We start from the raw sequence: 23251 nt of genomic DNA on the forward strand, positions 1-23251 counted from the left end.
GGGCCGGGCACGACCCTTACGCTGGCCCGATGACCGCTGACCACCGGAGCGACACCGACACGACCGTCGACACCGATACCTCCGTCGACGCCGTCGCCGCTGCCGACACCGACGCCGCAGCCGCGCCGTCCCCGGCGGACGGCGGCGGGGGTGTACTGGGCCGGACCTACCGCGCGCTCACCCTCGGCATCATCTCCGTCGTCTCGCTGGTCGCCTTCGAGGCCAGCGCGGTGAACACCGCGATGCCGGTCGCGGCCCGCGCCCTGGACGGCATCGGGCTGTACGCCTTCGCGTTCTCCGCGTTCTTCACCGCGAGTCTGTTCGCGATGGCGCTCTGCGGGGAGTGGAGCGACCGGCGCGGCCCGCTCGCGCCGCTGTTCAGCGGGATAGCCGCCTTCGGAGCCGGGCTGGTGATCGCCGGCGGTGCCCAGAGCATGGGGGTCTTCGTCGCCGGCCGCGGGGTGCAGGGCCTCGGCGGCGGGCTGGTGATCGTCGCGCTGTACGTCGTCGTCGGTCACGCCTATCCCGAGCGGCTGCGGCCGGCGATCATGGCGTCCTTCTCGGCGGCCTGGGTGGTGCCGGTCATCGTCGGGCCGCTGGTCGCCGGGACCGTCGCCGAACAGCTCGGCTGGCGCTGGGTCTTCCTGTCCATCCCGGTGCTGATCCTGCTGCCCCTCGCGGTCATGCTGCCGGCGCTGCGCGCGCTGCCGCGTACGGAGCCGGGCCCCGACAGCGGTGCGCGGCAGGTCCTGGGCAGCCGCCGCTGCCGGCTCGCGCTGGCCGTCGCCGCCGGTGCAGGGCTGTTGCAGTACGCCGGCCGGCACCCGACCTGGGTCGCCCTGCTGCCGGCGGCCGTGGGCGCGGCGCTGCTGGTCCCGGCCATCGTGCGGCTGCTGCCACCGGGGACGTTCCGGGCGGCGCGCGGGCTGCCGTCGGTGGTGCTGATGCGCGGGCTGGCCGCCGGGGCGCTGGTCGCGGCGGAGAGCTTCATCCCGCTGATGCTGGTCACCCAGCGCGGTATGTCGCCGACGCTGGCCGGGCTCTCGCTCACCGGCGGCGGGCTGACCTGGGCGCTCGGCTCGTACGTGCAGAGCCTGCCGCGACTGGAACCGTACCGGGAGCGGCTGATGGGCCTGGGCATGGCGTTCTTGGCGGTGGCCGTCCTGATGGTGCCGCTGGCGCTGGCCGACGGGGTGCCGGTGGGGATCGTCGCGGCGGCCTGGACCCTCGGCGGCTTCGGGATGGGCCTGAACATCTCCAGTGGGGGCGTGCTGTTGCTGCAGCTGTCGCGACCGGGGGAGGCGGGCAGCAACTCCGCTTCCCTGCAGATGTCCGACGCGCTGGGCAATGTCACCTGCGTCGCGGTCAGCGGGGTGCTGTTCGTGGCCTTCGGCGGCGGTTCGATCGCCGTGAGCGGCCCCGCGGCCGCCGCCTCGGGGGCGCCGAGCCACCCCGCGGCCTTCGCCGCCGTCTTCACCGCGATGGCCGTCGTGGCGGTGCTGGGCGCGGTGGTGGCGACCCGGCTGCGGCCGGAACGTGCGTGACCGCAGCGGGGAGCAACAGGGCAAGAAGCGCAGGGCGCAGCCGTCCGCGGCGCCCTCCCATTTCACCCGAACCACCCGCCTCCCGTCGTTCCGGATGTGAGCTGGGTCCCACCCCGGGGCGAGCCGGTGACGCGGCCCGAAGCGGCGGCGCGGGCACGGGTAGGCTGACGCGGTTGCCGATCGCCGAGCCAGCCGACGGAGACCGTGACTACCACCACCAGCGCCACCACCAACCATCACCTGTCCCCGGCCTTCCCGGGCCGGGCCCCCTGGGGTACCGCCAACAAGCTGCGGGCCTGGCAGCAGGCGGCCATGGACCGGTACATCCAGACGCAGCCGAAGGACTTCCTGGCGGTCGCGACGCCGGGCGCCGGCAAGACGACGTTCGCTCTCACCCTCGCCTCGTGGCTGCTTCACCACCACGTCGTGCAGCAGGTGACGGTCGTCGCGCCCACCGAGCATCTGAAGAAACAGTGGGCGGAGGCCGCGGCCCGGATAGGCATCAAGCTCGATCCGGAGTACAGCGCGGGTCCGCTGGGCCGTGAGTACCACGGCGTCGCGATCACCTACGCGGGCGTCGGCGTACGGCCGATGCTGCACCGCAACCGGATCGAACAGCGCAAGACCCTGGTCATCCTCGACGAGATCCACCACGCCGGTGACTCCAAGTCCTGGGGCGAGGCGTGCCTGGAGGCGTTCGAGCCGGCCACCCGGCGTCTCGCGCTCACCGGCACCCCGTTCCGGTCGGACACCAACCCGATCCCGTTCGTGACGTACGAGGAGGGCAACGACGGGATCCGGCGCTCCTCCGCGGACTACACCTACGGCTACGGCAACGCCCTCGCCGACGGCGTCGTGCGGCCGGTCATCTTCCTCTCCTACAGCGGCAACATGCGCTGGCGGACGAAGGCGGGCGACGAGATCGCGGCCCGGCTCGGCGAGCCGATGACCAAGGACGCCGTCTCGCAGGCGTGGCGCACCGCGCTGGACCCGCGCGGCGACTGGATGCCCAACGTGCTGCGCGCCGCCGACCAGCGGCTGACCGAGGTCCGCAAGGGCATCCCGGACGCCGGCGCCCTGGTGATCGCCTCCGATCAGGAGCAGGCGCGCGCGTACGCCAAGCTGATCCGGGAGATCACCGGCAACAGCGCCACCCTGGTGCTCTCCGACGACTCGGGCGCCTCGCAGCGCATCGACGACTTCGCGGACTCCGGCGACCGCTGGATGGTCGCGGTCCGGATGGTGTCCGAAGGCGTCGACGTGCCGCGGCTGGCGGTCGGTGTGTACGCCACGACCATCTCCACTCCGCTGTTCTTCGCCCAGGCGGTGGGCCGCTTCGTGCGCTCCCGCAAGCGCGGTGAGACGGCCTCGGTCTTCGTGCCGACCGTGCCGATGCTCCTGGAGTTCGCGAACGAGATGGAGGTCGAGCGCGACCACGTCCTGGACAAGCCGAAGAAGGACGGCGAGGAGGACCCGTACGCCGAGTCCGAGGCCGAGATGGACGAGGCCAACAAGGAGCAGGACGAGGACACCGGCGAGCAGGAGCAGTTCTCCTTCGAGGCGCTGGAGTCCGAGGCAGTCTTCGACCGGGTCCTCTATGACGGCGCCGAGTTCGGCATGCAGGCGCACGCGGGCAGCGAGGAGGAGCAGGACTACCTCGGCATCCCCGGGCTGCTGGAGCCGGACCAGGTGCAGATGCTGCTCCAGAAGCGGCAGGCCCGGCAGATCGCGCACAGCAAGAAGCGGCCGGACGCCGAGGCCGACCTGCTGGAGCTGCCCGCGGAGCGCCGCCCGGTGGTCACGCACAAGGAGCTGCTGGAGCTGCGCAAGCAGCTGAACACCCTGGTGGGCGCCTATGTCCACCAGAGCGGCAAGCCGCACGGCGTGATCCACACCGAGCTGCGGCGGGTCTGCGGCGGCCCGCCGAGCGCGGAGGCCACCGCCGGGCAGCTGCGTGAGCGGATCAAGAAGGTGCAGGAGTGGGCCACCCGGATGCGGTGATCCCAGCGGGCCGCCACGGCCCCGGAAAACGGCTCTGGACGCCGAGGGCGGCACACCGGTGAACGGTGTGCCGCCCTCGGTGCGTCACGAGGCGCCGGCGCTGCCGCCGGCAGACCCGTTCCGGCATCCGCTCCGGAGTCCGTGGTGATAACGCCCGCGTAACGCTGTGACCGTCGCTGAAACCCGAGTGGGGCACTCCGTACGGACGAAACGGGATATAGCAGGCACAGGAGACCGGATTCTGGACGGACTCTTCCGCTGACCGGACCGGCTCGCTACTGTCCCGGTCACGCACACGCCCCGTGGCAGCGCCGCCGCGGAGCGCAGCCGGTGCCAAGCGGCCGGCGGCCTCTTGCGCGCGCTGCTCCGGGACTGGCAGCGCGTCGCGTCCGAGCGCCGCCACTCACATGAGGAGGGGGCGTCGTGACCGCGGAGACCTCCCAGACGCTCGACCGAGGACTGCGCGTCCTCAAGTTGCTCGCCGACACCGATCACGGCCTGACCGTCACCGAGTTGTCCAACAAGCTCGGGGTCAACCGCACCGTGGTCTACCGATTGCTCGCGACCCTGGAGCAGCACGCTCTGGTCCGCCGCGACATAGGTGGCCGCGCCCGAGTGGGCCTTGGCGTGCTGCGCCTCGGCCGCCAGGTGCACCCGCTCGTCCGGGAGGCCGCACTGCCCGCGCTGCGCTCGCTCGCCGAGGACGTCGGGGCCACGGCACATCTCACCCTCGTCGACGGCACCGAGGCACTGGCCGTCGCCGTCGTGGAGCCGACCTGGACCGACTACCACGTCGCCTACCGGGCCGGATTCCGCCACCCGCTGGACCGGGGGGCCGCCGGACGGGCGATCCTCAAGGCCCGGCAGGGCAGAACCCAGGACGCCGGACTCGCCCTCACCCACGGGGAGTTGGAGGCCGGCGCCAGCGGTGCGGCGGCCCCGCTGCTCGGGGTCAGCGGCATCGAGGGCAGCGTGGGCGTGGTGATGCTCACCGACACCGTCTCCGAGCGGATCGGACCGCGGGTGGTCGACGCGGCCCGGGAGGTGGCCGAGGCGCTGCGCTGACGCCGGGAAACGGCGCCGCGCGCCGCGCGTGGGGCCGAAGGGCCGGGACGGCTCCGGTGGGGCAAGGTTCAACTAGGGTGGCGGGGTGTCTGCACGCACCCGCGCCCTGGCGATCTGCACCGCGCTCGTCCTCGCCCTCGTCGTCACCGCGGCTCTCGCGCCGCTGCCCTTCTCCGTCGCCTACCCCGGCGTGACGGTCAACGTCCTCGGCGCGGACAAGGGCAAGCCGGTGATCACCATCACCGGCGCCGAGACCCGCCGGACCAGCGGCCAGCTGCGGATGACCACCATCGCCGCGACCGGGCCCGCGGCCTCCGTCCACCTGGCGGACATCGTCAAGGGCTGGTTCCGGACGAACGAGGCCGTGATGCCGCGTGGGGCGGTCTACCCGGTCGGTGACAGCACCGAGGAGATCGCCCGGCACAACGCGGAGACGATGGACCAGTCACAGAACTCCGCCACCAGCGCCGCACTGCGCCACCTGCACCGCAGCGCCGACGGCGTACGGGTGCGGCTGAGCCTCGCGGACGTCGGCGGGCCCAGCGCGGGGCTGATGTTCGCCCTCGGCATCGTCGACCGGCTGGACGGCGACGGGACAGGCCACGACCTGACCGGCGGCCGGAAGATCGCCGGCACCGGCACCATCACCACGGGCGGCAGGGTGGGCGCCGTCGGAGGCGTTCCGCTGAAGACCCAGGCCGCGCACCGCGACGGCGCCACCGTCTTCCTGGTGCCCCGGCAGGAGTGCTCGGACGCCCGCGCGGAGCTTCCCCCGGGCATGCGGCTGATCCCCGCCACCACCCTCGACGGCGCGGTCGACGCGCTCAAGGCCCTGCGGACCGGGGGCAAGGTCCCCAGCTGCTGAGCGCCGGACACGCGAGCGCGCCCTTTACGCGCACCGGGGCGCGCGCGGTCGGCGCCCTCAGCCCTCCTTGACGAACCCCTCCTGGACCAGCCAGTCCAGGGCGACCTGATGCGGGTCCTCGCCGTCCACGTCGACCTTGCGGTTGAGCTGCTGGGCGACGGTGTTGTCGAGCGCCTTGGTGATCGGCGCCAGCACTTCGGGGATGGCCGGGTACTTCTTCAGCGTCTTGGCGTTGACCGCCGGTGCCGCGTTGTAGTTGGGGAAGAAGTGCTTGTCGTCGGCCAGGACGTGCAGCCCCATGGCCTTGATCCGGCCGTCGGTGGTGAAGACCTCGCCGAGGGCGCAGGTGCCGCCCTTGGCGGTCTCGGTGTAGATCACGCCGCCGGTCATCTTGCGGACGTTGCCGGACGGCACGTTCATCCCGTACGCCCGCGCCATGCCCGGCAGGCCGTCGTTGCGCGCGGCGAACTCGTTCTCCACACAGAGCGTCACCGAGCCGGGGTCCTTCTTCGACAGCCGCGCGACGTCCGACAGGTCGCGCACCCCCAGCTTCTTCTGGTTGGCGGCGTTCAGCGCCAGCGCGTAGGTGTTGTTGAGCTTGGACTGCGGCAGCCAGACGATGCCGTTCTTGAGGTCCTCGTCCCGTACCGCCTTCCACTGCGCCTGCGGGTCGACGATCGGCTTCGCGTGGCCGAGGTAGGTGATCCAGCCGGTACCGGTGTACTCGTAGGTGGCGTCCGCGGTGCCGGACTTGACCGCTTCCCGGGCGCCGATCGACCCCTGGATGCTGGTCTTGTCGATGACCGAGGCGCCGGCCGCCTCGAAGACCAGGCCCATGATCTGGCCCAGCACGATCTGCTCGGTGAACTCCTTCGAGGTCACCGTCAGCTGCGCGCCCGACAGCGGCCGGCCCGGGTACCCCGCCGTGCTTCCGGGGCTCACGTCGTCGCTCATCGCGCTGCCGCTGACCAGGCCGCAGCCGCCGAGGGCGAGAGCGGTCAGCGTCGCGGCGGCCGAGCGGACGGCCCGGCGCGGTGCGCGCCGGTGGTGGTTGCTCACGTCGTCGCCTCCAGGCCGCGGGGCCGCAGCAGCAGTTCGGCGAGCGATGCCAGCCATTCGACCAGCAGGGCGAGCGCCACGGTCAGCACCGATCCGAGCACCAGTACGGGCATCCGCTGGGTGACGATGCCCGCCGAGATCAGGTCGCCGAGACCGCCGCCGCCACCGAAGGTGGCCAGCGTCGCGGTGCCGACGTTCAGCACCAGCGCGGTGCGCACACCGGCCAGGATCAGGGGTACGGCGAGCGGCAGTTCGACCTTGTTCAGCACGCCCATCGGGGACATGCCGATACCGCGGGCGGCCTCGGTCAGCGTGGGGTCGATGCCGCGCAGACCGGCGATGGTGTTGGCCAGCACCGGCAGCACGGCGTAGATGACCATGCCGACGATGGCGGACCGGGCGCCGATCCCGATCCAGATCACCAGCAGGATCAGCAGACCGAGCGCGGGCACGGCCTGGCCGAGGTTGGCGAAGGTCATCGCGATCGGGGTGGCCCGGCGCAGCTTGGCGCGGGTCAGGGCGATACCCAGCGGAATCGCGATGATCAGGACGAAGAAGGTGGAGATGGCGGTGAGCTGGACGTGCTGGCGCAGCGCGAGCCACACCTTGCCGTTGTCCACCGCCTGGTGGGCGATGGAGTCCAGCCGGGCGCCGCGGAACCACAGCCAGGTGGCGAGCAGCGCGGCCGCCAGGAAGACCGGCATGAACGTCCACTTCTGCCAGCTGATCCGGCGGCCGCCGGGCCTGCCGGACGGGGTGGGCGCCTCACCGGTCGCGATCTCCCGCTCGTCGCGCTCCTCGACCTGGTGTTCCTCGCGGTAGGTGAGTCCGGACGATCCGCCGCGGCCCGGGGGCCGTTCGTCGCGAGAAGTCATGCGTTGACTCCCTCGGAGCCCGCCGCACCGCCGTCGGCTTCCGTGCCCTCCTGTTCGTGGTGGGGGCGGCGGGAGCGCTGCTCCTGGAGTTCGTGCCGGTTTTCGAAGGCGTCGAGGCGGTCGGCCTCCAGCAGCTCCTGGACGTTGTTCATCAGCGTCTCCATGTCGACCACGCCGATGTACTCGCCGCGCCGGCCGGTGACCGCGACCCGGCCGGTGTTGTCGGTGAGCACCGCCTCCAGGGCGTCGCGCAGGGTCGCGTCCCGGGTGACGGTGTCGTTCACCGGCGTGCCGGCGCGGGCCAGGGAGTTCTTCGCGCGCGCGAGGTCGCCGCGGCGCAGCCACTTGTACGGGCGGCGGTTGCGGTCCAGCAGCAGCAGTTCGTTGCTGGAGCCCGAGCGCAGCAGGTCGAAGATGGACTGGAGGGGGTCGTCCATCTGGGCGGTGGGGAAGTCGACGATCCCCACGTCGCGGACGCGGGTGAGGTTGAGGCGCTTGAGGGCGGCGCCGGCGCCGACGAAGCCGGAGACGAAGTCGTCCGCGGGGTTGGTGAGGATGGCCTCGGGGGTGTCGAACTGGGCGATGTGCGAGCGCTCGCGGAGCACCGCGATCCGGTCGCCGAGCTTGATCGCCTCGTCGAAGTCGTGGGTGACGAAGCAGATGGTCTTGTGGAGTTCGTGCTGGAGCCGGATCAGCTCGTCCTGGAGGTGGTCGCGGGTGATCGGGTCGACGGCGCCGAACGGTTCGTCCATCAGCAGGACGGGCGGGTCGGCGGCGAGCGCGCGGGCGACGCCGACGCGCTGCTGCTGGCCGCCGGAGAGCTGGCGGGGGTAGCGGCCGTGGAACTCGCCCGGGTCCAGGCCGACCAGGTCCAGCATCTCGGCGACCCGGTCCTTCACCTTGGTGGCGGACCAGCCCGCCATCTTCGGTACCAGGGCGATGTTCTGGGCGACCGTCATGTGCGGGAAGAGGCCGGAGGACTGGATGGCGTAGCCGATCTTGCGGCGCAGCCTGACCGGGTCGATGTCGGTCACGTCCTCGTCGCCGATCCGGATGCGCCCGGAGGTCGGCTCGATCAGCCGGTTGATCATCTTCAGGGTGGTGGACTTGCCGCAGCCCGAGGGGCCCACGAAGACCACCAGCTCGCCGGCCTTGATCTCCATGCTCACGCTGTCCACCGCGGGCACCCGGTGGCCCGGGTAGATCTTCGTCAGGTTCTCCAGCTCGATCCTGGCGCCGGAGGTGGCGGGCGGCTCGGACGTCTCAGGCACGAATCCCCCTGGGGATGGTCAGGCGTCCGATCAGGACGTAGGCGGCGTCGAAGAGCAGGGCGAGGATGGCGATGCCGAGCGTGCCGGAGAGCACCTGGTTGAGGGAGTTGGCGCTGCCCAGCGAGGCGATGCCGCGGAAGATCTCGTTGCCGAGCCCGGGGCCGGAGGCGAACGCGGCGATCGCGGCGATGCCCATCAGCATCTGGGTGGCGACCCGGATGCCGGTGAGGATCGGCGGCCAGGCCAGCGGCAGTTCGATGCGCACGAGCCGGGCGGTGCGCGACATGCCGATGCCGGTGGCCGCGTCGACCAGCGAAGGGTCCACCCCGCGCAGCCCGACGATGGCGTTGCGCACGACCGGCAGCAGGCCGTAGAGGGTCAGCGCGATGACGGTGGGGGCCACCCCGAGTCCGACGATCGGGATCAGCAGACCGATCATGGCCAGCGAGGGGATGGTCAGGATCGTGGCGGTGGACGTGGTGGCGAGGGCCCCCGCCCATTCGCTGCGGTACGTCAGGACGCCGAGGGCGACACCCAGCACGGTGGCGAGCACCATGCACTGGAATACCGCGCTGGCGTGCTGATACGTGTCCGTCAGCAGCTGGGCGTGCCGGGTGCCGACGTACTCCCAGAAGCTCACTCGGCGCTCTCCTCGGTCAGTCTCCCGATGCCTGCTTCACCAGCGGGATGATCCGCAGCGGAACCGCGTTCTCCATGACGATTGCCGTGGAGGCCCGCACAATGCCATCAAAACCCACAACACGGTCGATCACCCGTTGCAGATCCGCGTTCGATCTGGCGACGAGCCTGCAGAGCATGTCCCCATGTCCGGTCGTTGTATGCAGCTCCAGCACCTCGGGAACGGTCGACAAGTGTGCGCGCACGTCCCGGCCCTGGCCCTGTTTGATCTCCAGCGTGGCGAAAGCGGTCACCGGATAGCCCAGTGCCGCCGGGTCCACATCCGGGCCGAATCCCCTGATCACGCCATTCGACTGAAGGCGGTCGAGCCGCGCCTGGACGGTCCCCCGGGCGACCCCGAGCCGCCTGGACGCCTCCAGGACGCCGATCCGCGGCTCCCGGGCGAGCAGTTCCAGCAGCGCGCCGTCCAAATGATCGATCGCCATCGCCCGTTCCTCCGCTTTCCCTGAGCATCCTGTACAGATAGCCCGGCCCTTCCCCCCATTCGCTATGCATAATGCCCAGCGATTACACAAACTATTGCGCACCTTGTGGATCGGAGGGAATCTGCGGCCATGGCAGACACCACGATGCACACCCAGCCCACCCCCGGCACGGCTCGGCAGGCGGACCCCTTCCCGGTCAAGGGGATGGACGCGGTCGTCTTCGCCGTCGGCAACGCCAAGCAGGCCGCGCACTACTACTCCACCGCCTTCGGCATGAAGCGCGTCGCCTACTCCGGACCGGAGAACGGCAGCCGCGAGACCGCCAGTTACGTGCTCGAATCCGGCGGCGCCCGGTTCGTGTTCACCTCCGTCATCAAGCCCACCACCGCCTGGGGGCGCTTCCTCGCCGAGCACGTAGCCGCCCACGGCGACGGCGTCATCGACCTCGCCATCGAGGTCCCCGACGCCCGCGCCGCCTACGCCTACGCCGTCGCCCACGGCGCCACCGGCATCGACGAGCCCTACGAGGTCAAGGACGAGCACGGCACCGTCGTACGGGCCGCCATCGCCACCTACGGCAAGACCCGGCACACGCTCGTCGAGCGCACCGGCTACGACGGCCCCTACCTGCCCGGCTTCGTCGCCGCCGCGCCGCTCGCCGACACCGGCCCGCGCCGCTTCCAGGCGATCGACCACTGCGTCGGCAACGTCGAGCTCGGCAAGATGAACGAGTGGGTGGCCTTCTACAACGACGTCATGGGCTTCACCAACATGAAGGAGTTCGTCGGCGACGACATCGCCACCGAGTACTCCGCCCTGATGTCGAAGGTCGTCGCGGACGGCACCCTGAAGGTGAAGTTCCCGATCAACGAGCCCGCGATCGCGAAGAAGAAGTCGCAGATCGACGAGTACCTGGAGTTCTACGGCGGCGCGGGCGTCCAGCACATCGCGCTGGCCACCAACGACATCGTCGGCACGGTCCGCGCGATGCGGGCGTCCGGCGTGGAGTTCCTGGACACCCCCGACTCCTACTACGACACCCTCGGCGAGTGGGCCGGCGAGACCCGGGTGCCCGTCGAGACCCTGCGAGAGCTGAAGATCCTCGTCGACCGCGACGAGGACGGCTACCTGCTGCAGATCTTCACCAAGCCCGTCCAGGACCGGCCGACGGTCTTCTTCGAGATGATCGAGCGGCACGGCTCGATGGGCTTCGGCAAGGGCAACTTCAAGGCCCTCTTCGAGGCGATCGAGCGGGAGCAGGAGCGCCGCGGCAACCTCTGACCCGTGCTCCCGGCCGGCGCGAACGTCCTTCCCCGGCCGGCCCGGAGCCACCCGCGGGCCGCGGGCCCGCCGGACCTGACCCGGCGGGCCCGCGGCCGGCCGCCCGGCCCGCGATCGACGGCTCCACGATCTTCCGTGTACGTCCCACGGATGCGACGCTTGGCGGTATGGACCTCATCGCACAGCTGCACGCGGGACTCCCCGGGGACGCGGTTCTCACCGACCCCGACATCACCGGCGCGTACGCCAACGACATGGCGAGCTTCTGCGAGGCCGGCACGCCCGCCGTCGTGGTGCTGCCGCGCACCGTCGAGCAGGTCCAGCACGTCATGCGCACCGCCACCGCGCTGCGCGTCCCCGTGGTGCCCCAGGGCGCGCGTACGGGACTGTCGGGGGCCGCCAACGCCTCGGACGGCTGCATCGTGCTGTCGCTGGTCAAGATGGACCGGATCATCGAGATCAACCCCGTCGACCGGATCGCGGTCGTCGAACCCGGGGTCGTCAACGCCGTCCTCTCGCGCGCGGTCAACGAGCACGGGCTGTACTACCCGCCGGACCCCTCCAGTTGGGAGCAGTGCTCGATCGGCGGCAACATCGGCACCGCCTCCGGCGGCCTGTGCTGCGTCAAGTACGGCGTCACCGCCGAATACGTCCTCGGCCTGGACGTCGTACTCGCCGACGGGCGGCTGCTGACGACGGGGCGGCGCACCGCCAAGGGCGTCGCGGGCTACGACCTCACCCGCCTGTTCGTCGGCTCCGAGGGCAGCCTCGGCATCGTCGTCGGCGCCGTCCTCGCCCTCAAGCCGGAGCCGCCCCAACAGCTCGCACTGGCCGCCGAGTTCCCCTCCACCACGGCCGCCTGCGAGGCGGTCTGCCAGATCATGGCCCGCGGCCACGCCCCCTCGCTGCTGGAGCTCATGGACCGTACGAGCGTCCGCGCCGTCAACGACATGGCGCAGATGGGGCTGCCCGACAGCACCGAGGCGCTGCTGCTCGCCGCCTTCGACACCCCCGACCCGGCCGCCGACCTGGCCGCCGTCGGTGAGCTGTGCACCGCGGCCGGCGCCACCGACGTCGTCCCCGCAGAGACCGCCGCCGAGTCCGACATGCTGCTGCAGGCCCGCCGGCTGACGCTGACGGCGCTGGAGCGGGTGAAGTCCGCGACGATGATCGACGATGTCTGCGTACCGCGCTCCCGGCTCGCCGAGATGCTGGACGGCACCGCCGCCATCGCCGAGAAGCACGACCTCACCATCGGCGTCGTCGCGCACGCCGGCGACGGCAACACCCACCCCACCGTCTGCTTCGACGCCGCCGACCCCGACGAGTCCCGCAGGGCCCGCGAGTCCTTTGACGACATCATGGCGCTGGGCCTGGAACTGGGCGGCACCATCACCGGTGAGCACGGCGTGGGCGTGCTGAAGAAGGAGTGGCTGGCGCGTGAACTGGGCCCGGTGGGCCTGGAGTTGCAACGCGGCATCAAGAACGTCTTCGACCCGCTCGGGCTGCTCAACCCCGGCAAACTGTTCTGAATCTCCCCGCCGGGAGGACCGGCCCCGGCCGGCCCGGCCGCCGAACGGCACCCCGGATGTGCGCCGCCGTCCGCGGGGCGATTGACTGAGCCCATGACGATGAATGATCCCCGCGGACTGGTGGAGGGCACGGTGACCTTCCGGGTGACCGGGCAGGGCGTCGACGACATCACCTACGCCGTGCAGGCTCCGGGCGCCGGGGAGGAGCAGCAGGTCACCCGACCGGAGCTGCCCTGGTTCGCGGTGGTGGACGCCCGCGGGGTGGGTGCCATGCCGATGCTCACCCTCACCCTCGAAGGGCCCGACGCGCACGCCGAGTGCGAGATCCTCACCGACGGCGCGCCGGCCGTCCGCGGCAGCGTGCGCGGCCCCGCCGCCACCGTCGTCTTCATGGCGCGGACCGCCGCCTCGTAAGCTCTCGCGCATGGAATCGATACTGCCCTGGGCCTGCTTCCTCGTGCTCGTCATCGCCCTCGTGGCCTCGGGCGGCGACCGCCGCACCAAGCTGCTCGACCGCCGGGTCCAGCGCCTGGAGCGCAAGGTCGACCTGCTGCTCGCGCACGTCGGCGCCGAGGAGCCGGAGGACCCCCGCATGGCCGAGATGGACGAGCTGCTCGTCCGGGGGAAGACCGTGCAGGCGATCAAACTGCACCGCGAACTGACCGGTTCCTCCCTCCTGGAGGCCAAGGAAGCCGTGGAACGCCGGATGCGCTGACGGCCCCCGGGGCGGAGGATGGCCCAAGGACCCGCGGAGGCCCTTCCGGGCCGCCCCATGGCCACTCAGGGAGCGATGAGCCGATGGCAGCGACCGCAGCGACCGAAGACCCCTACGACGTCATCGTGCTGGGGGCCGGGCCCACCGGGGAGAACGTCGCCGACCGCGCGCACGCCGCCGGACTGAGCGCGGTGCTCGTGGAGAGCGAACTGGTCGGCGGCGAGTGCTCCTACTGGGCCTGCATGCCCAGCAAGGCCCTGCTGCGCCCGGTCACCGCCCGCTCCGAGGCGAGCCGGATGCCCGGCCTCCCGGAGGCGGTGGCAGGCCCCCTGGACGCCGCCGCCGTCCTCGCCCGCCGGGACGCCTTCGCCTCCCACTGGAAGGACGACGGCCAGGTGCGGTGGGTGGACTCCGCCGGTATCGACCTGGTGCGGGGCAAGGGCAGGCTGGACGGGCCGCGCCGGGTGGTCGTCGATGGCGGCCCGGTGCTCACCGCACGGCACGCGGTCGCGGTCTGCACCGGCAGCCGCGCGGTCCTGCCGGGCATCCCGGGACTGGCCGCCGCCAAGCCCTGGACGAGCCGCGAGGCCACCAGCGCCAGGTCCGTACCGGGCCGCCTGGTGATCGTGGGCGGCGGCGTCGTCGGCGTGGAGATGGCCACCGCCTGGCGGGCCCTGGGCGCCTCCGTGACGCTGCTGGTCCGCGGCGACGGGCTGCTGCCCCGGATGGAGCCCTTCGCCGGACACCTGGTCGCCGAATGCCTCGCCGAGGCGGGCGTGTTCCTGCGCATCGGGGTCGAGGTCGGCGAAGTGCGCCGGGAGGCGCCCGGCGGGGTGGTGACCGTGGTGCTGGACTCCGGCGACGAGATCATCGCCGACGAACTGCTGATCGCCACCGGCCGGGCGCCGCGCACCGAGGATCTCGGCCTGGAGACGGTCGGTCTGGAGCCCGGCTCCTGGCTGGAGGTGGATGACAGCTGCCGGGTGACGGGGGTCCCGGGCGGCTGGCTCTACGGCGTCGGCGACGTCAACCACCGCGCCCTGCTGACACATCAGGGCAAGTACCAGGCCAGGATCGCCGGTGCCGCCATCTCCGCGCGCGCCCGCCGGGTGCCGATCCTGGAGACCGACCGCTGGGGCGCGCATGCCGCCACCGCGGACACCGACGCCGTACCGCAGGTCGTCTTCACCGACCCCGAAGTGGCGTCGGTGGGCCTGACCGCGGCCGAGGCGGAGCGCGCCGGGCACCGGATCCGTGTGGTCGACCAGGACCTGGCCGCCGTGGCCGGCGCGTCGCTGTACGCCGACGGATACCGCGGCCGGGCCCGGATGGTCGTCGACCTCGACCGCGAGGTGCTGCTGGGCGTCACCTTCGTGGGCCCCGGCGTCGGTGAACTGCTGCATTCCGCGACGATCGCGGTGGCCGGGGAGGTCCCCGTCGAGCGCCTTTGGCACGCGGTACCGGCCTACCCGACGATCAGCGAGGTGTGGCTGCGGCTGCTGGAGAGCTATCGCGAGTAGCGGCGATGCGTCCGCCGCGACCGGTCTGAGGTCCGAACGGCAGGCCCGAACGGCAGGTCCGCGTCGCCCCGGTGGCGCGCCGGTGCGCGCGGAGGTGTGTGTCCGTGCCGACGGCTGCCGGAGAGCTACCGCGCCGGAGGCGGGTCGGTGTCCACGCCGAGGGCCGCGGCGATCCGCAGCTGCGGGGCGGCCTCGGCGGCGCGCCCCTGGCGCTCCAGGGTGCGGCCCAGCATCAGATGGGCGTAGTCCTCGACCGGGTCGCGCTCCAGGACGGCCCGCAACTCGGTCTCGGCGTGCTGCAGTTGAGCCGAGTGGTAGTAGGCGCGGGCCAGCAGCAGCCGTGGCGCGACCGGCCCGGGTTCCTCGTCCACCAGGCCCCGCAGGATGCGCGCCGCGGCGGTGAAATCCTTGGCCTCGAAGAACAGCTGGGCGCGGGCCCACCGCTCGGCGGCGCCGCCCTGCCCGTAATAGCTCTCTTCATACGCCCGGTCCCGGGGCGCGGCGGCCGAGCCGTCGTGCCCCGTGTCGTGCCGCTGGGTCGGGCGCTCCTCGTGGCTTCTGGTCATACCGGGCACAACACCCCGGCAATTTCGAACATTCCCCTACGCTCCGGGCTCCGGCGACCCGTCGGACGGGTCGGTCGGCCGGAGTCCGTCGCGCGGTGTCATGGCCAGCAGTTCGCTCAGCCCTTGGTCGAGGCTCAGATGGTCCTGCTCCGATCCCGGCGGCACGGCCCGCAGGGTGCGCTCAAGCCAGGCGGAGACCGCCGCGGCCGGCGCCTCCAGCAGCGCGTCGCCGTCCGGGGAGGACAGCACCATGCAGACCAGGCTGCGGCCGTCCTGCTTCGTCGGCCAGATCCGCACGTCCCCGTGGCCGCACTGCCGGAACACGCCCTCGACGAGCAGTTCCCGGGCGAACGTCCAGTCGACGGGGGTGTCGGAGCCGATGTGGAAGGTGACGTGGACGGCGTAGGGGTCATCCGTCCGGTACGTCAGCCGGGCCGGCACCGGAATGCTGCGCTCCGGAGACAGGACCAGGCCCAGTTCCAGTTCTCGTTCCACGACGGTGTGCATGAAATCCACCTCTCTGCTCTCCCTGTGCGGGGTCCGTGGAACGGGCCCGCACAGACAGAGAGGAGGCGGGCCGCGGATCCTTACACGGCTTCGCACAACTTTTTTCGCGGCCCTCTTCCAGGTGGTCGTGGCCGGGGAGCGGCACGGATGCAACCGGGGGTCTGATAGATGTGGACGCCGCGTTGCGGCAGACTGCATCCCACACCCACCAGGCCGAGTACAGATACGGGACTTCGGACATGAGCGCCCCTACCTCAGGATCCGCCGGCGGCAGCCCCACGCCAGGCTTCTATCCGGACCCGTCCATCCCCGGCTACATCCGGTACTGGAACGGTGCCGCATGGGTGCCGGGCACCAGCAGGCCGGCACCGGCCGAGGGCGAGGCGATGCCCGCACCGCCCCCCGGCGCGGCCGCGGCCGCCCCGACGCCCGCCCAGGCCCCGCCCGCCGTGGAGGAGACCGGTCCGGTCTTCTTCGACGAGGAGCAGGCACAGGGCAGCGGCAGCACGGCGCCCGCCGTACGCCGGAGCGGCGAGGTCGACCTCCCCGCCGCGGCCACGAGCTGGGACGACCCGTCCCGGCTGCACGGCAGCAGCCCGGAACCCGCCTCCGCCTGGCAGGCCGACGCCTCCCGGCAGACCGGCTTCGGCGGTGAGGTGGACCGCCGCATCTCCTGGGGTTCACCCGAACAGGGCCAGTCCGCGGCGCCGTCCGGCGCCGCCTCGTGGGGCGCGGTGCCGCCCCAGCGCGAGCAGGGATCCGGCGCCGAACAGGCGTCCGTGGAGCCCGGTTCCGGCGACGTCTCCGCCCCGTCCTCGTCCGGCGCTCCCGCCCCGCGGGACCCGGAGGTCCCGGCTGACGGAACGGTCACCATCCGCGCCGTCAACCCGGCCGCGCGCCGCGACACCGGTCGGGGGAACGCCGCCGATCAGGGGACGACGGCGATCCGCGCGGTCCGCCCCGGCGGCGACCAGAACGCCAACCCCAAGGCCAACGAGACGATGGCGATCCGCATCGCGCCCGGCGGCGGGGACCGGCCCGCGCCCCTCGGTGGCGAGGCCCCGCAGTCGCTGCCCTCCGTCGGCACGCCGCAGCAGGGCCCCGTGCAACAGCCCGCCCCGCAGCGGCAGGTCCAGCAACCCCCTGCCCAGCAGGCACCCGCACAGCAGGCCCCCGTGCCGCAGCAGGCTCCCGCTCCGCAGGCGTCCGGTCCCGCGGCCGGCTTCCCGCCGCAGGACGGAGCGGCGGCCGGCCCCCAGGGCGCCGGTGCCGACGGCGTCATCCCGTGGAAGCCGCCGTCCGCCGACGTCTTCTTCGCCGCGGCGCAGGCCGCGCAGGGCCACCCGGCCGGTCTCGGCCGCCGGTTCGCGGCCCGGCTGATCGACACGCTGGTGCTGGGCGCGGTCACCGCCGCGGTCGCCGTCCCGATGTGGGGCACGGTCACCGACCACATCGACGCCAAGGTCGAGGCGGCCAGGCAGTCCGGCCGCGAGGTGACGGTCTATCTGATCGACGGCACCACCGCCCCGGTCTTCGCCGTGCTGCTGGCCGTCCTGCTGATCGGCGGCGGGCTCTACGAAGCGCTGCCGACCCTGAAGTGGGGCCGCACCCTCGGCAAGAAGCTGTGCGGGGTGCGGGTGCTGGACATCGAGAGCCACGACACCCCGATGCTCGCCGGGGCCGTCAAGCGCTGGTTGGTCTACAGCGTGCTCGGCCTCGCCGTCGTCGGCGTGGTCAACGCCGCCTGGTGCCTGTTCGACCGGCCGTGGCGGCAGTGCTGGCACGACAAGGTCGCGCGGACCTTCGTCGCCGCGGACCGAGCCGCGGACTGACGCCGCGGCCGGCGTCCGGGGCGGGCGGCTGAGGACCGCACCCGCCCCGGTGGCCCGGTTCCCCCGAACGGCCTTGGCCGGATGCGGCCGGGCCCCGCAAGGGTTCGACTCGGGCCATGAGTACCGATCAGCCCGGGCCCGGCTCCGGTGAACCGCCGGAGGACGATCCGTTCCTGAAGAAGCCGCAGGAGCCGCCGGCCGACGGCGCTCCCCGCAACGGCTCTCCCTACGGCGGCGGCACGGGCCAGGGCGAGGGCGGCACCCCGCCGCCCGGCGGTGCGCCGCCACCTCCGCCGCCCCCCGGGGACGTCCCACCGCCCTATGGGGAAGACCCGTACCGCGGCGGCCCCTACGCGGACAATCCCTACGGCGGGCAGTACGGCGCGGCCGATCCGCTCGCCGGTATGCCGCCGCTGGCCAACCGCGGCCGCCGGCTCGTCGCGCGGATCATCGACGCGCTCCTCATCGGCGTACCGGTCACCCTGATCATGAACGCCATCGTCGGATGGGTGGACTACACCAGCACCAGCAATACCGAAACCGGTAAGCAGGCGACGGTATCGGGCGTCACGATGCTGGCGTACCTCATCTACGAGGGACTGATGCTGAGCAGGAACGGCCAGACCGTCGGCAAGATGGCGATGAAGGTCCGGGTCGCGATGCTCTCCAACGGCGCGGTGCCGACCGGCCAGGCGTCCTGGGTACGGGCCGCGGTCTACACGCTGCCGGAGATCGTGCCGTGCTGCGGCTTCCTCTTCTGGCTGGTCAACGTCCTGTGGTGTACCTGGGACAAGCCGTATCAGCAGTGTCTGCACGACAAGGCGGCCAAGACCGTCGTGGTGTCCGCGGCATGACGGCGGCCCCGGCGCCGGAAGCGTCGCGCGGCGGGCCGGGCGCGCGGGAACGGCCGGGCGGCCGGTCACTCCTCGTACGCGTACGCGAAGTGACCGGCCGCCCGGCCGTGGTGCTAGCGCGAGTGCTGGCCGACCCGGGTGTCGGTGGTGTGCGAGACGCGGGGGCCCGGTATGCGGCCGGCCGGCGGGTGCACGGCCCGCAAAGGGGTGCGCGCGGGCGACTTGGCGCGGACGACATGGCGGCGGACCACCCGCGACATGCGGGGCATGGGCACCGTCATGGCGACGAGCAGCCCGAGCCCGAGCCCCGCGAGGGCGATGACCGCGACCCCGATCCCGGTCTGCGTCTGCGAGAGCAGCAGCATCGCGAGAGTGGAGAGGAAGACGGTGGCCGAACCGTAGACGAGCTGGGTGACAGTCGGACGAGGCATGGTGGGATCCGCCCTCGGGGGTCGGCAGGGGTGTCGGTCATGGGCGCGCCGTCAAGCGAGCCTACGGACCTTAATTCCCGAGCGGAACGCCAAGTAAGCGTGACCTTACCCACGGTCCCGATGCACAAGGGGCGCACAGAGTCACCGGATGGATGAACTGGACGCGGTCGTATGCCCGTTGGAAGCGCGGGCGGCATAGGCGTACGGCATGGTCAGGCGGCGCGGCGCAGGTCACCTTGCCCGTAATGGGCGATATGGCGGTGTCCGATACCCGTAACTCGCGGACCGAGTAACGTACTTCGGTGACGTGAGCAAGTCAAGATCTGTCTTTTCCCCCGCGCTTCCGGTCGAATGCCCTCGAACAGTGACCGTTCGAAGGGGAGGAAAGCGCCAAGTGAGAGCTAACAGAGGGGTATTCAGATCGGCCGCCCTGGCCACGGCGATAGCCGCGATCGGGGCGGCCGCTTTGTCTTCCGGGGCGGCCGCGGCCGACACGCCCCCGTCGCCCGTCGCCAAGCGCCACGACCCGGCCCCCGAGCGGACGGTGGACCACGACCTGAAGGGCCCGTTCAGCGACGAACAGGAGGCCCAGCGCAAGGAGGCGCTCCAGCAGGTCATCTCCGGTGACGCCACGGCCTCCGACCGCGGCGGGTCCCGCGTCGTCAAGCTGTCCAAGGGCAAGTACGTCGAACTCGCCCGGCAGAAGACCGACAAGATCTTCACGGTCCTGGTGGACTTCGGTGACAAGGTCGACGACGCCACGACGTTCGACCCGGACGGCGACGGCCCCAAGCCGCCGGTGAAGAAGTACGGCGGCGAGCCCGGCCCCGCGCACAACCGGATAGCCCAGCCGGACCGTGCCGAGGACAACAGCACGGCCTGGCAGAAGGACTACAACCGTCAGCACTTCCAGGACCTCTACTTCTCGCACGACAAGAAGAAGGAGTCGCTGGCCAAGTACTACGAGAAGCAGTCCTCCGGCCGCTACTCCGTCGAGGGTGAGGTCTCCGACTGGGTCAAGGTCGACTGGAACGAGGCCCGCTACGGCTCCAACTACTGCGGCGATACCAACTGCGCCAACGCCTGGGACCTGATCCGCGACGGCGTCAACCAGTGGGCGAAGGGCCAGAAGGCGGCCGGCCGCACCGACGCGCAGATCAAGACCGATCTCGCCAAGTACGACCAGTGGGACCGCTACGACCACGACGCCGACGGCAACTTCAACGAGCCCGACGGCTACATCGACCACTTCCAGATCGTGCACGCCGGCGAGGACGAGTCCGCGGGCGGTGGCGCGCAGGGGACCAACGCCATCTGGGCGCACCGCTGGTACGCCTACGGCACGGACGCCGGCAAGACCGGTCCCGCCGACAACAGGTCCGGCGGTACGCAGATCGGTGCCACCGGCCTCTGGGTCGGCGACTACACCATGCAGCCGGAGAACGGCGGCCTCGGCGTCTTCGCCCACGAGTACGGTCACGACCTGGGCCTGCCGGACGAGTACGACACCACCGGCACCGGCGAGTCCTCGGTGGACTTCTGGTCGTTGATGTCCTCCGGCTCCTGGCTGGGCCGCGGCAAGGACTCCATCGGCGACCTCCCCGGTGACATGAGCGCCTGGGACAAGCTGCAGCTGGGCTGGCTCAACTACGGCAAGGCCAAGGCGGCGAAGAAGTCCACCCACAAGCTGGGCGTGGCGGAGTACAACACCAAGAACAAGCAGGCCGTCGTCGTCGAACTGCCCGCCAAGGCGGTGAAGACGGACATCGTCCAGCCCGCCGAAGGCACCAAGCAGTGGTGGAGCGGCATGGGCGACGACCTGAAGAACACCCTCGCCCGCCCGGTGGACCTCACCGGCAAGTCCAAGGCGTCGCTGACGCTCAAGGGCTGGTGGGACATCGAGGAGAACTACGACTACCTCTACACCGAGGTCTCCACCGACGGCGGCAGCAACTGGACGCCGATCGACGGCACCGCGGGCGGCAAGGCCATCCCGCGCGACGGCGGCGACAAGCCCGCGCTGACCGGCACCGTGAGCGCCTACCAGGACCTCGTCTTCCCGCTGGACGCCTACGCGGGCAAGAAGATCGACGTCCGCTTCCGCTACCAGAGCGACGGCGGCGTGGCCCAGAAGGGCTTCGCGGCCGACACCCTGAGCGTGGTCGCCGACGGCAAGCCGCTGTTCAGCGACAACGCCGAGGGCGACGACAACGGCTGGACCAGCAAGGGCTTCTCGCGGATCGGCGCGTCCTTCACCAAGGACTACCCGCAGTACTACATCGCCGAGAACCGCCAGTACGTCTCCTACGACAAGACCCTCAAGTCCGGTCCGTACAACTTCGGCTGGACCACCGCCAAGCCCGGCTGGGTGGAGCACTTCCCGTACCAGAACGGTGTGCTGATCTGGCTGTGGGACACCTCGCAGGCGGACAACAACGTCGGCCAGCACCCGGGCCACGGGCAGATCCTCCCGGTCGACGCGCACCCGAAGGCCGAGAAGTGGGCCGACGGCAAGCTGATGCGCAACCGCTTCCAGTCCTACGACTCGACCTTCACGCGCTACCGCACGGACGCGCTGAAGCTCCACAAGGACGGCAAGCTCGTCAAGATCACGTCGAAGAAGGGCGTCACGCTCTTCGACGACCGGCACGGCGTCTACTACGACAAGGCGAACCCGACCGGGGGCGTCCTCGTTCCTGACACCAATACCCGGATCAAGATCACCAAGGAGTCCTCGAACGGCTCCACGGTGACCCTCCTGGTGGGGCCGGCCGGTAAGTAAAAGGTAAAACCGCAGGTCAGAAGCGAATCGGCCGTCGCCCCTAGCGGGCGGCGGCCGATTCGCGTTTAGATGCGTTCATCAGTTCCTTGTTGACGAAGAGTCTCACGGGGGAGATATGACGATGACCGGTGGCGGCTTCATCAGGCTTCCTGGCGGAAGCGTGGTGGTCGCCCTCTCACTGCCCAGACCGGGCCAGGGACCGCTCTCGGGGCCGTACGACGGCGGCTCCCGGGTCCGGGTCCTGGTCCATGCCGTGAACCGACCGCGCGCCCTGACCAGGCTGCGCAACCTCGGTCTGCGGGCGGTCTACCTGCGCGGCAACACCAAGCCGCCGACACCGGACGAGGTGACAGCCGTCCTGCACCACCCGGACGGCCTGGTCTGGCGCGCCACGCCGGACGACGACACCGAGTCCTGGCATCCCATACGGGCCCTGCTCAGGGCCCCGGCGCCGCCGGCATCCCCGGCGTGCCCGGTCTCGGGATCCGCGGCCTCCCCGCTCCCGGCGGCGGCCACGGCTGCCGCGCCACCGGCGAAGCCCGCGGCGTCGGCGGTTCCCACGGTGGTCGCGGTGCCCACGCTGCCCGGGATGGCCGTCGTACGGCCCGCCGGCGCCTGACGGGCGGCACGGCGGGCTCCCGGGCGGCTCCCGGGCTCCCGGGCTCCCGGGCCGCCCGGCGGGCCGCTGCCGGCGGCGTCAGCCGCCGGCGACCACCGGCTTGCCGGTCAGCTCGGCGCCCGCCGCGCGCATCTCCGCCAGCGCCCGCTCGGTGGTGTGCGCGGCCACGCCCGCCGTCAGCTCCAGCAGGACGTGCGTGCGCAGACCGGCACGCACCGCGTCCAGCGCCGAGGCGCGCACGCAGTGGTCGGTGGCTATACCCACCAGGTCCACCTCGGTGACCTGGCGCTCGCGCAGCCAGTCGGCGAGCAGCGTGCCGTTCTCGTCCGTGCCCTCGAAACCGCTGTACGCGGCGGTGTAGGCGCCCTTGTCGAAGACCGCCTCGATCGCCCCCGAGGCGACGGCGGGCGCGAAGTTCGGGTGGAAGCCGCTGCCCTCCGTGCCCGCCACGCAGTGGGCTGGCCAGGAGTGCTCGTAGTCCGGGTGGTCGGAGAAGTGATCGCCCGGGTCGATGTGGTGATCCCGGGTGGCCACGACATGGCGGTAGCAGCCGCCGGTCGCCTGGCCCACGAGATCGGTGATGGCCGCCGCGACATCCGCACCTCCCGCCACGGCGAGGCTGCCGCCCTCGCAGAAGTCGTTCTGCACATCAACGACGATCAATGCCCGGTGCATGGTGCGTGCCTTCCGGCTGGGAATCGGGGGAGGGGCGCGGCGTGTGTGACCGAGGGTAGCCACTCGGCGCCCTTTGCGGGAGTGGGCGCGGAGCCCCCGTCGGACACCGGGACGGGCGCCCGCCCGGCGGTCA

22 protein-coding genes are annotated in these 23251 nt (G+C 71.7%); 13 read left to right on the top strand and 9 right to left on the bottom strand.

Going from position 1 to position 23251, the window contains the following annotated elements; genetic code table 11:
• Positions 1-29 precede the first annotated feature (29 nt).
• The 4 genes from QOM21_RS22835 (at position 30) to QOM21_RS22850 (ending at position 5475) form a co-directional block, all read left to right on the top strand.
• Complete coding sequence (locus QOM21_RS22835; RefSeq protein WP_407552756.1) at positions 30-1544, top strand: MFS transporter; 1515 nt, start codon at positions 30-32, stop codon at positions 1542-1544.
• Between the two features lie 204 nt (positions 1545-1748).
• Complete coding sequence (locus tag QOM21_RS22840; protein WP_407552757.1) at positions 1749-3545, top strand: DEAD/DEAH box helicase; 1797 nt, start codon at positions 1749-1751, stop codon at positions 3543-3545.
• A gap of 423 nt (positions 3546-3968) precedes the next feature.
• Positions 3969-4610 (top strand): IclR family transcriptional regulator, encoded by a 642-nt coding sequence (locus tag QOM21_RS22845; protein WP_393895314.1) that lies wholly within the window; start codon positions 3969-3971, stop codon positions 4608-4610.
• An 85-nt stretch (positions 4611-4695) separates the two neighbouring features.
• Positions 4696-5475, top strand: coding sequence for a S16 family serine protease (locus QOM21_RS22850; protein WP_407552759.1), 780 nt, complete (start codon positions 4696-4698; stop codon positions 5473-5475).
• A gap of 57 nt (positions 5476-5532) precedes the next feature.
• Here QOM21_RS22850 and QOM21_RS22855 read toward each other — a convergent pair whose 3' ends face one another.
• From QOM21_RS22855 to QOM21_RS22875, 5 genes are read right to left on the bottom strand one after another with little or no spacing between them, the layout of a single operon-like run.
• Positions 5533-6534, bottom strand: coding sequence for a glycine betaine ABC transporter substrate-binding protein (locus QOM21_RS22855; protein WP_407552761.1), 1002 nt, complete (start codon positions 6532-6534; stop codon positions 5533-5535).
• Positions 6531-7409, bottom strand: a complete 879-nt coding sequence (locus QOM21_RS22860; protein WP_407552762.1) for an ABC transporter permease — start codon at positions 7407-7409, stop codon at positions 6531-6533. The genes QOM21_RS22855 and QOM21_RS22860 overlap by 4 nt, the downstream gene beginning before the upstream one ends.
• Entirely contained in the window at positions 7406-8680 is a 1275-nt protein-coding gene (locus QOM21_RS22865) for an ABC transporter ATP-binding protein (RefSeq protein ID WP_407552764.1), read from the bottom strand. The genes QOM21_RS22860 and QOM21_RS22865 overlap by 4 nt, the downstream gene beginning before the upstream one ends.
• A complete protein-coding gene (locus QOM21_RS22870; RefSeq protein ID WP_407552766.1) occupies positions 8673-9320 on the bottom strand; it encodes an ABC transporter permease in 648 nt (215 codons plus the stop codon). The genes QOM21_RS22865 and QOM21_RS22870 overlap by 8 nt, the downstream gene beginning before the upstream one ends.
• A gap of 16 nt (positions 9321-9336) precedes the next feature.
• Complete coding sequence (locus tag QOM21_RS22875) at positions 9337-9804, bottom strand: Lrp/AsnC family transcriptional regulator (protein WP_393895320.1); 468 nt, start codon at positions 9802-9804, stop codon at positions 9337-9339.
• A gap of 129 nt (positions 9805-9933) precedes the next feature.
• Between QOM21_RS22875 and hppD the strand changes: the two genes are divergently transcribed.
• From hppD to QOM21_RS22900, 5 genes are all read left to right on the top strand, one after another.
• On the top strand, positions 9934-11085 hold the full coding sequence (hppD, locus tag QOM21_RS22880; RefSeq protein WP_407552767.1) for a 4-hydroxyphenylpyruvate dioxygenase: 1152 nt from the start codon (positions 9934-9936) through the stop codon (positions 11083-11085).
• Between the two features lie 167 nt (positions 11086-11252).
• Positions 11253-12617, top strand: coding sequence for an FAD-binding oxidoreductase (locus QOM21_RS22885; RefSeq protein ID WP_407552769.1), 1365 nt, complete (start codon positions 11253-11255; stop codon positions 12615-12617).
• 93 nt (positions 12618-12710) lie between these two features.
• The gene (locus tag QOM21_RS22890) at positions 12711-13031 is read left to right on the top strand and encodes a hypothetical protein (protein ID WP_407552771.1); all 321 of its coding nucleotides are present in this window, start codon (positions 12711-12713) and stop codon (positions 13029-13031) included.
• Positions 13032-13041: 10 nt separating this feature from the next.
• Positions 13042-13332 (top strand): hypothetical protein, encoded by a 291-nt coding sequence (locus QOM21_RS22895; RefSeq protein WP_407552772.1) that lies wholly within the window; start codon positions 13042-13044, stop codon positions 13330-13332.
• An 83-nt stretch (positions 13333-13415) separates the two neighbouring features.
• Positions 13416-14852, top strand: a complete 1437-nt coding sequence (locus QOM21_RS22900) for a dihydrolipoyl dehydrogenase family protein (RefSeq protein ID WP_407552774.1) — start codon at positions 13416-13418, stop codon at positions 14850-14852.
• A 125-nt stretch (positions 14853-14977) separates the two neighbouring features.
• Here the strand turns inward: QOM21_RS22900 and QOM21_RS22905 are convergent, their stop codons facing one another.
• Positions 14978-15277 carry a tetratricopeptide repeat protein gene (locus QOM21_RS22905; RefSeq protein ID WP_407555766.1) on the bottom strand — a complete coding sequence of 100 codons (300 nt, stop codon included), beginning with the start codon at positions 15275-15277 and terminating at the stop codon, positions 14978-14980.
• A 177-nt stretch (positions 15278-15454) separates the two neighbouring features.
• A complete protein-coding gene (locus tag QOM21_RS22910; RefSeq protein WP_407552776.1) occupies positions 15455-15925 on the bottom strand; it encodes an SsgA family sporulation/cell division regulator in 471 nt (156 codons plus the stop codon).
• A gap of 239 nt (positions 15926-16164) precedes the next feature.
• On the opposite strand from QOM21_RS22910, the gene QOM21_RS22915 reads away from it, so the two are divergent.
• Both QOM21_RS22915 and QOM21_RS22920 read left to right on the top strand, forming a co-directional pair.
• On the top strand, positions 16165-17757 hold the full coding sequence (locus tag QOM21_RS22915; RefSeq protein ID WP_407552778.1) for an RDD family protein: 1593 nt from the start codon (positions 16165-16167) through the stop codon (positions 17755-17757).
• A 116-nt stretch (positions 17758-17873) separates the two neighbouring features.
• Positions 17874-18611, top strand: a complete 738-nt coding sequence (locus QOM21_RS22920) for an RDD family protein (RefSeq protein ID WP_407552780.1) — start codon at positions 17874-17876, stop codon at positions 18609-18611.
• 113 nt (positions 18612-18724) lie between these two features.
• Here QOM21_RS22920 and QOM21_RS22925 read toward each other — a convergent pair whose 3' ends face one another.
• Positions 18725-19042 carry a hypothetical protein gene (locus QOM21_RS22925; protein ID WP_407552782.1) on the bottom strand — a complete coding sequence of 106 codons (318 nt, stop codon included), beginning with the start codon at positions 19040-19042 and terminating at the stop codon, positions 18725-18727.
• A gap of 394 nt (positions 19043-19436) precedes the next feature.
• On the opposite strand from QOM21_RS22925, the gene QOM21_RS22930 reads away from it, so the two are divergent.
• Together QOM21_RS22930 and QOM21_RS22935 are read left to right on the top strand one after the other, a co-directional pair.
• Positions 19437-21824 (top strand): immune inhibitor A domain-containing protein, encoded by a 2388-nt coding sequence (locus tag QOM21_RS22930; protein ID WP_407552784.1) that lies wholly within the window; start codon positions 19437-19439, stop codon positions 21822-21824.
• A gap of 115 nt (positions 21825-21939) precedes the next feature.
• Positions 21940-22443, top strand: coding sequence for a hypothetical protein (locus tag QOM21_RS22935; RefSeq protein ID WP_407552786.1), 504 nt, complete (start codon positions 21940-21942; stop codon positions 22441-22443).
• A 78-nt stretch (positions 22444-22521) separates the two neighbouring features.
• Here the strand turns inward: QOM21_RS22935 and QOM21_RS22940 are convergent, their stop codons facing one another.
• The gene (locus QOM21_RS22940; protein ID WP_407552787.1) at positions 22522-23118 is read right to left on the bottom strand and encodes an isochorismatase family protein; all 597 of its coding nucleotides are present in this window, start codon (positions 23116-23118) and stop codon (positions 22522-22524) included.
• Positions 23119-23251: the final 133 nt, after the last annotated feature.

The organism is Streptomyces sp. Pv4-95 (genome assembly GCF_045782725.1).
In the GTDB taxonomy this organism is placed as follows: domain Bacteria; phylum Actinomycetota; class Actinomycetes; order Streptomycetales; family Streptomycetaceae; genus Streptomyces.

Coding starts and splice junctions, on each gene's coding strand:
- QOM21_RS22890 (WP_407552771.1), top strand. CDS start 12,711: ATGACGATGAATGATCCCCGCGGACTGGTGGAGGGCACGGTGACCTTC.
- QOM21_RS22900 (WP_407552774.1), top strand. CDS start 13,416: ATGGCAGCGACCGCAGCGACCGAAGACCCCTACGACGTCATCGTGCTG.
- QOM21_RS22925 (WP_407552782.1), bottom strand. CDS start 19,042: ATGCCTCGTCCGACTGTCACCCAGCTCGTCTACGGTTCGGCCACCGTC.
- QOM21_RS22875 (WP_393895320.1), bottom strand. CDS start 9,804: ATGGCGATCGATCATTTGGACGGCGCGCTGCTGGAACTGCTCGCCCGG.
- hppD (WP_407552767.1), top strand. CDS start 9,934: ATGGCAGACACCACGATGCACACCCAGCCCACCCCCGGCACGGCTCGG.
- QOM21_RS22895 (WP_407552772.1), top strand. CDS start 13,042: ATGGAATCGATACTGCCCTGGGCCTGCTTCCTCGTGCTCGTCATCGCC.
- QOM21_RS22860 (WP_407552762.1), bottom strand. CDS start 7,409: ATGACTTCTCGCGACGAACGGCCCCCGGGCCGCGGCGGATCGTCCGGA.
- QOM21_RS22885 (WP_407552769.1), top strand. CDS start 11,253: ATGGACCTCATCGCACAGCTGCACGCGGGACTCCCCGGGGACGCGGTT.
- QOM21_RS22915 (WP_407552778.1), top strand. CDS start 16,165: ATGAGCGCCCCTACCTCAGGATCCGCCGGCGGCAGCCCCACGCCAGGC.
- QOM21_RS22935 (WP_407552786.1), top strand. CDS start 21,940: ATGACGATGACCGGTGGCGGCTTCATCAGGCTTCCTGGCGGAAGCGTG.
- QOM21_RS22910 (WP_407552776.1), bottom strand. CDS start 15,925: ATGCACACCGTCGTGGAACGAGAACTGGAACTGGGCCTGGTCCTGTCT.
- QOM21_RS22835 (WP_407552756.1), top strand. CDS start 30: ATGACCGCTGACCACCGGAGCGACACCGACACGACCGTCGACACCGAT.
- QOM21_RS22940 (WP_407552787.1), bottom strand. CDS start 23,118: ATGCACCGGGCATTGATCGTCGTTGATGTGCAGAACGACTTCTGCGAG.
- QOM21_RS22920 (WP_407552780.1), top strand. CDS start 17,874: ATGAGTACCGATCAGCCCGGGCCCGGCTCCGGTGAACCGCCGGAGGAC.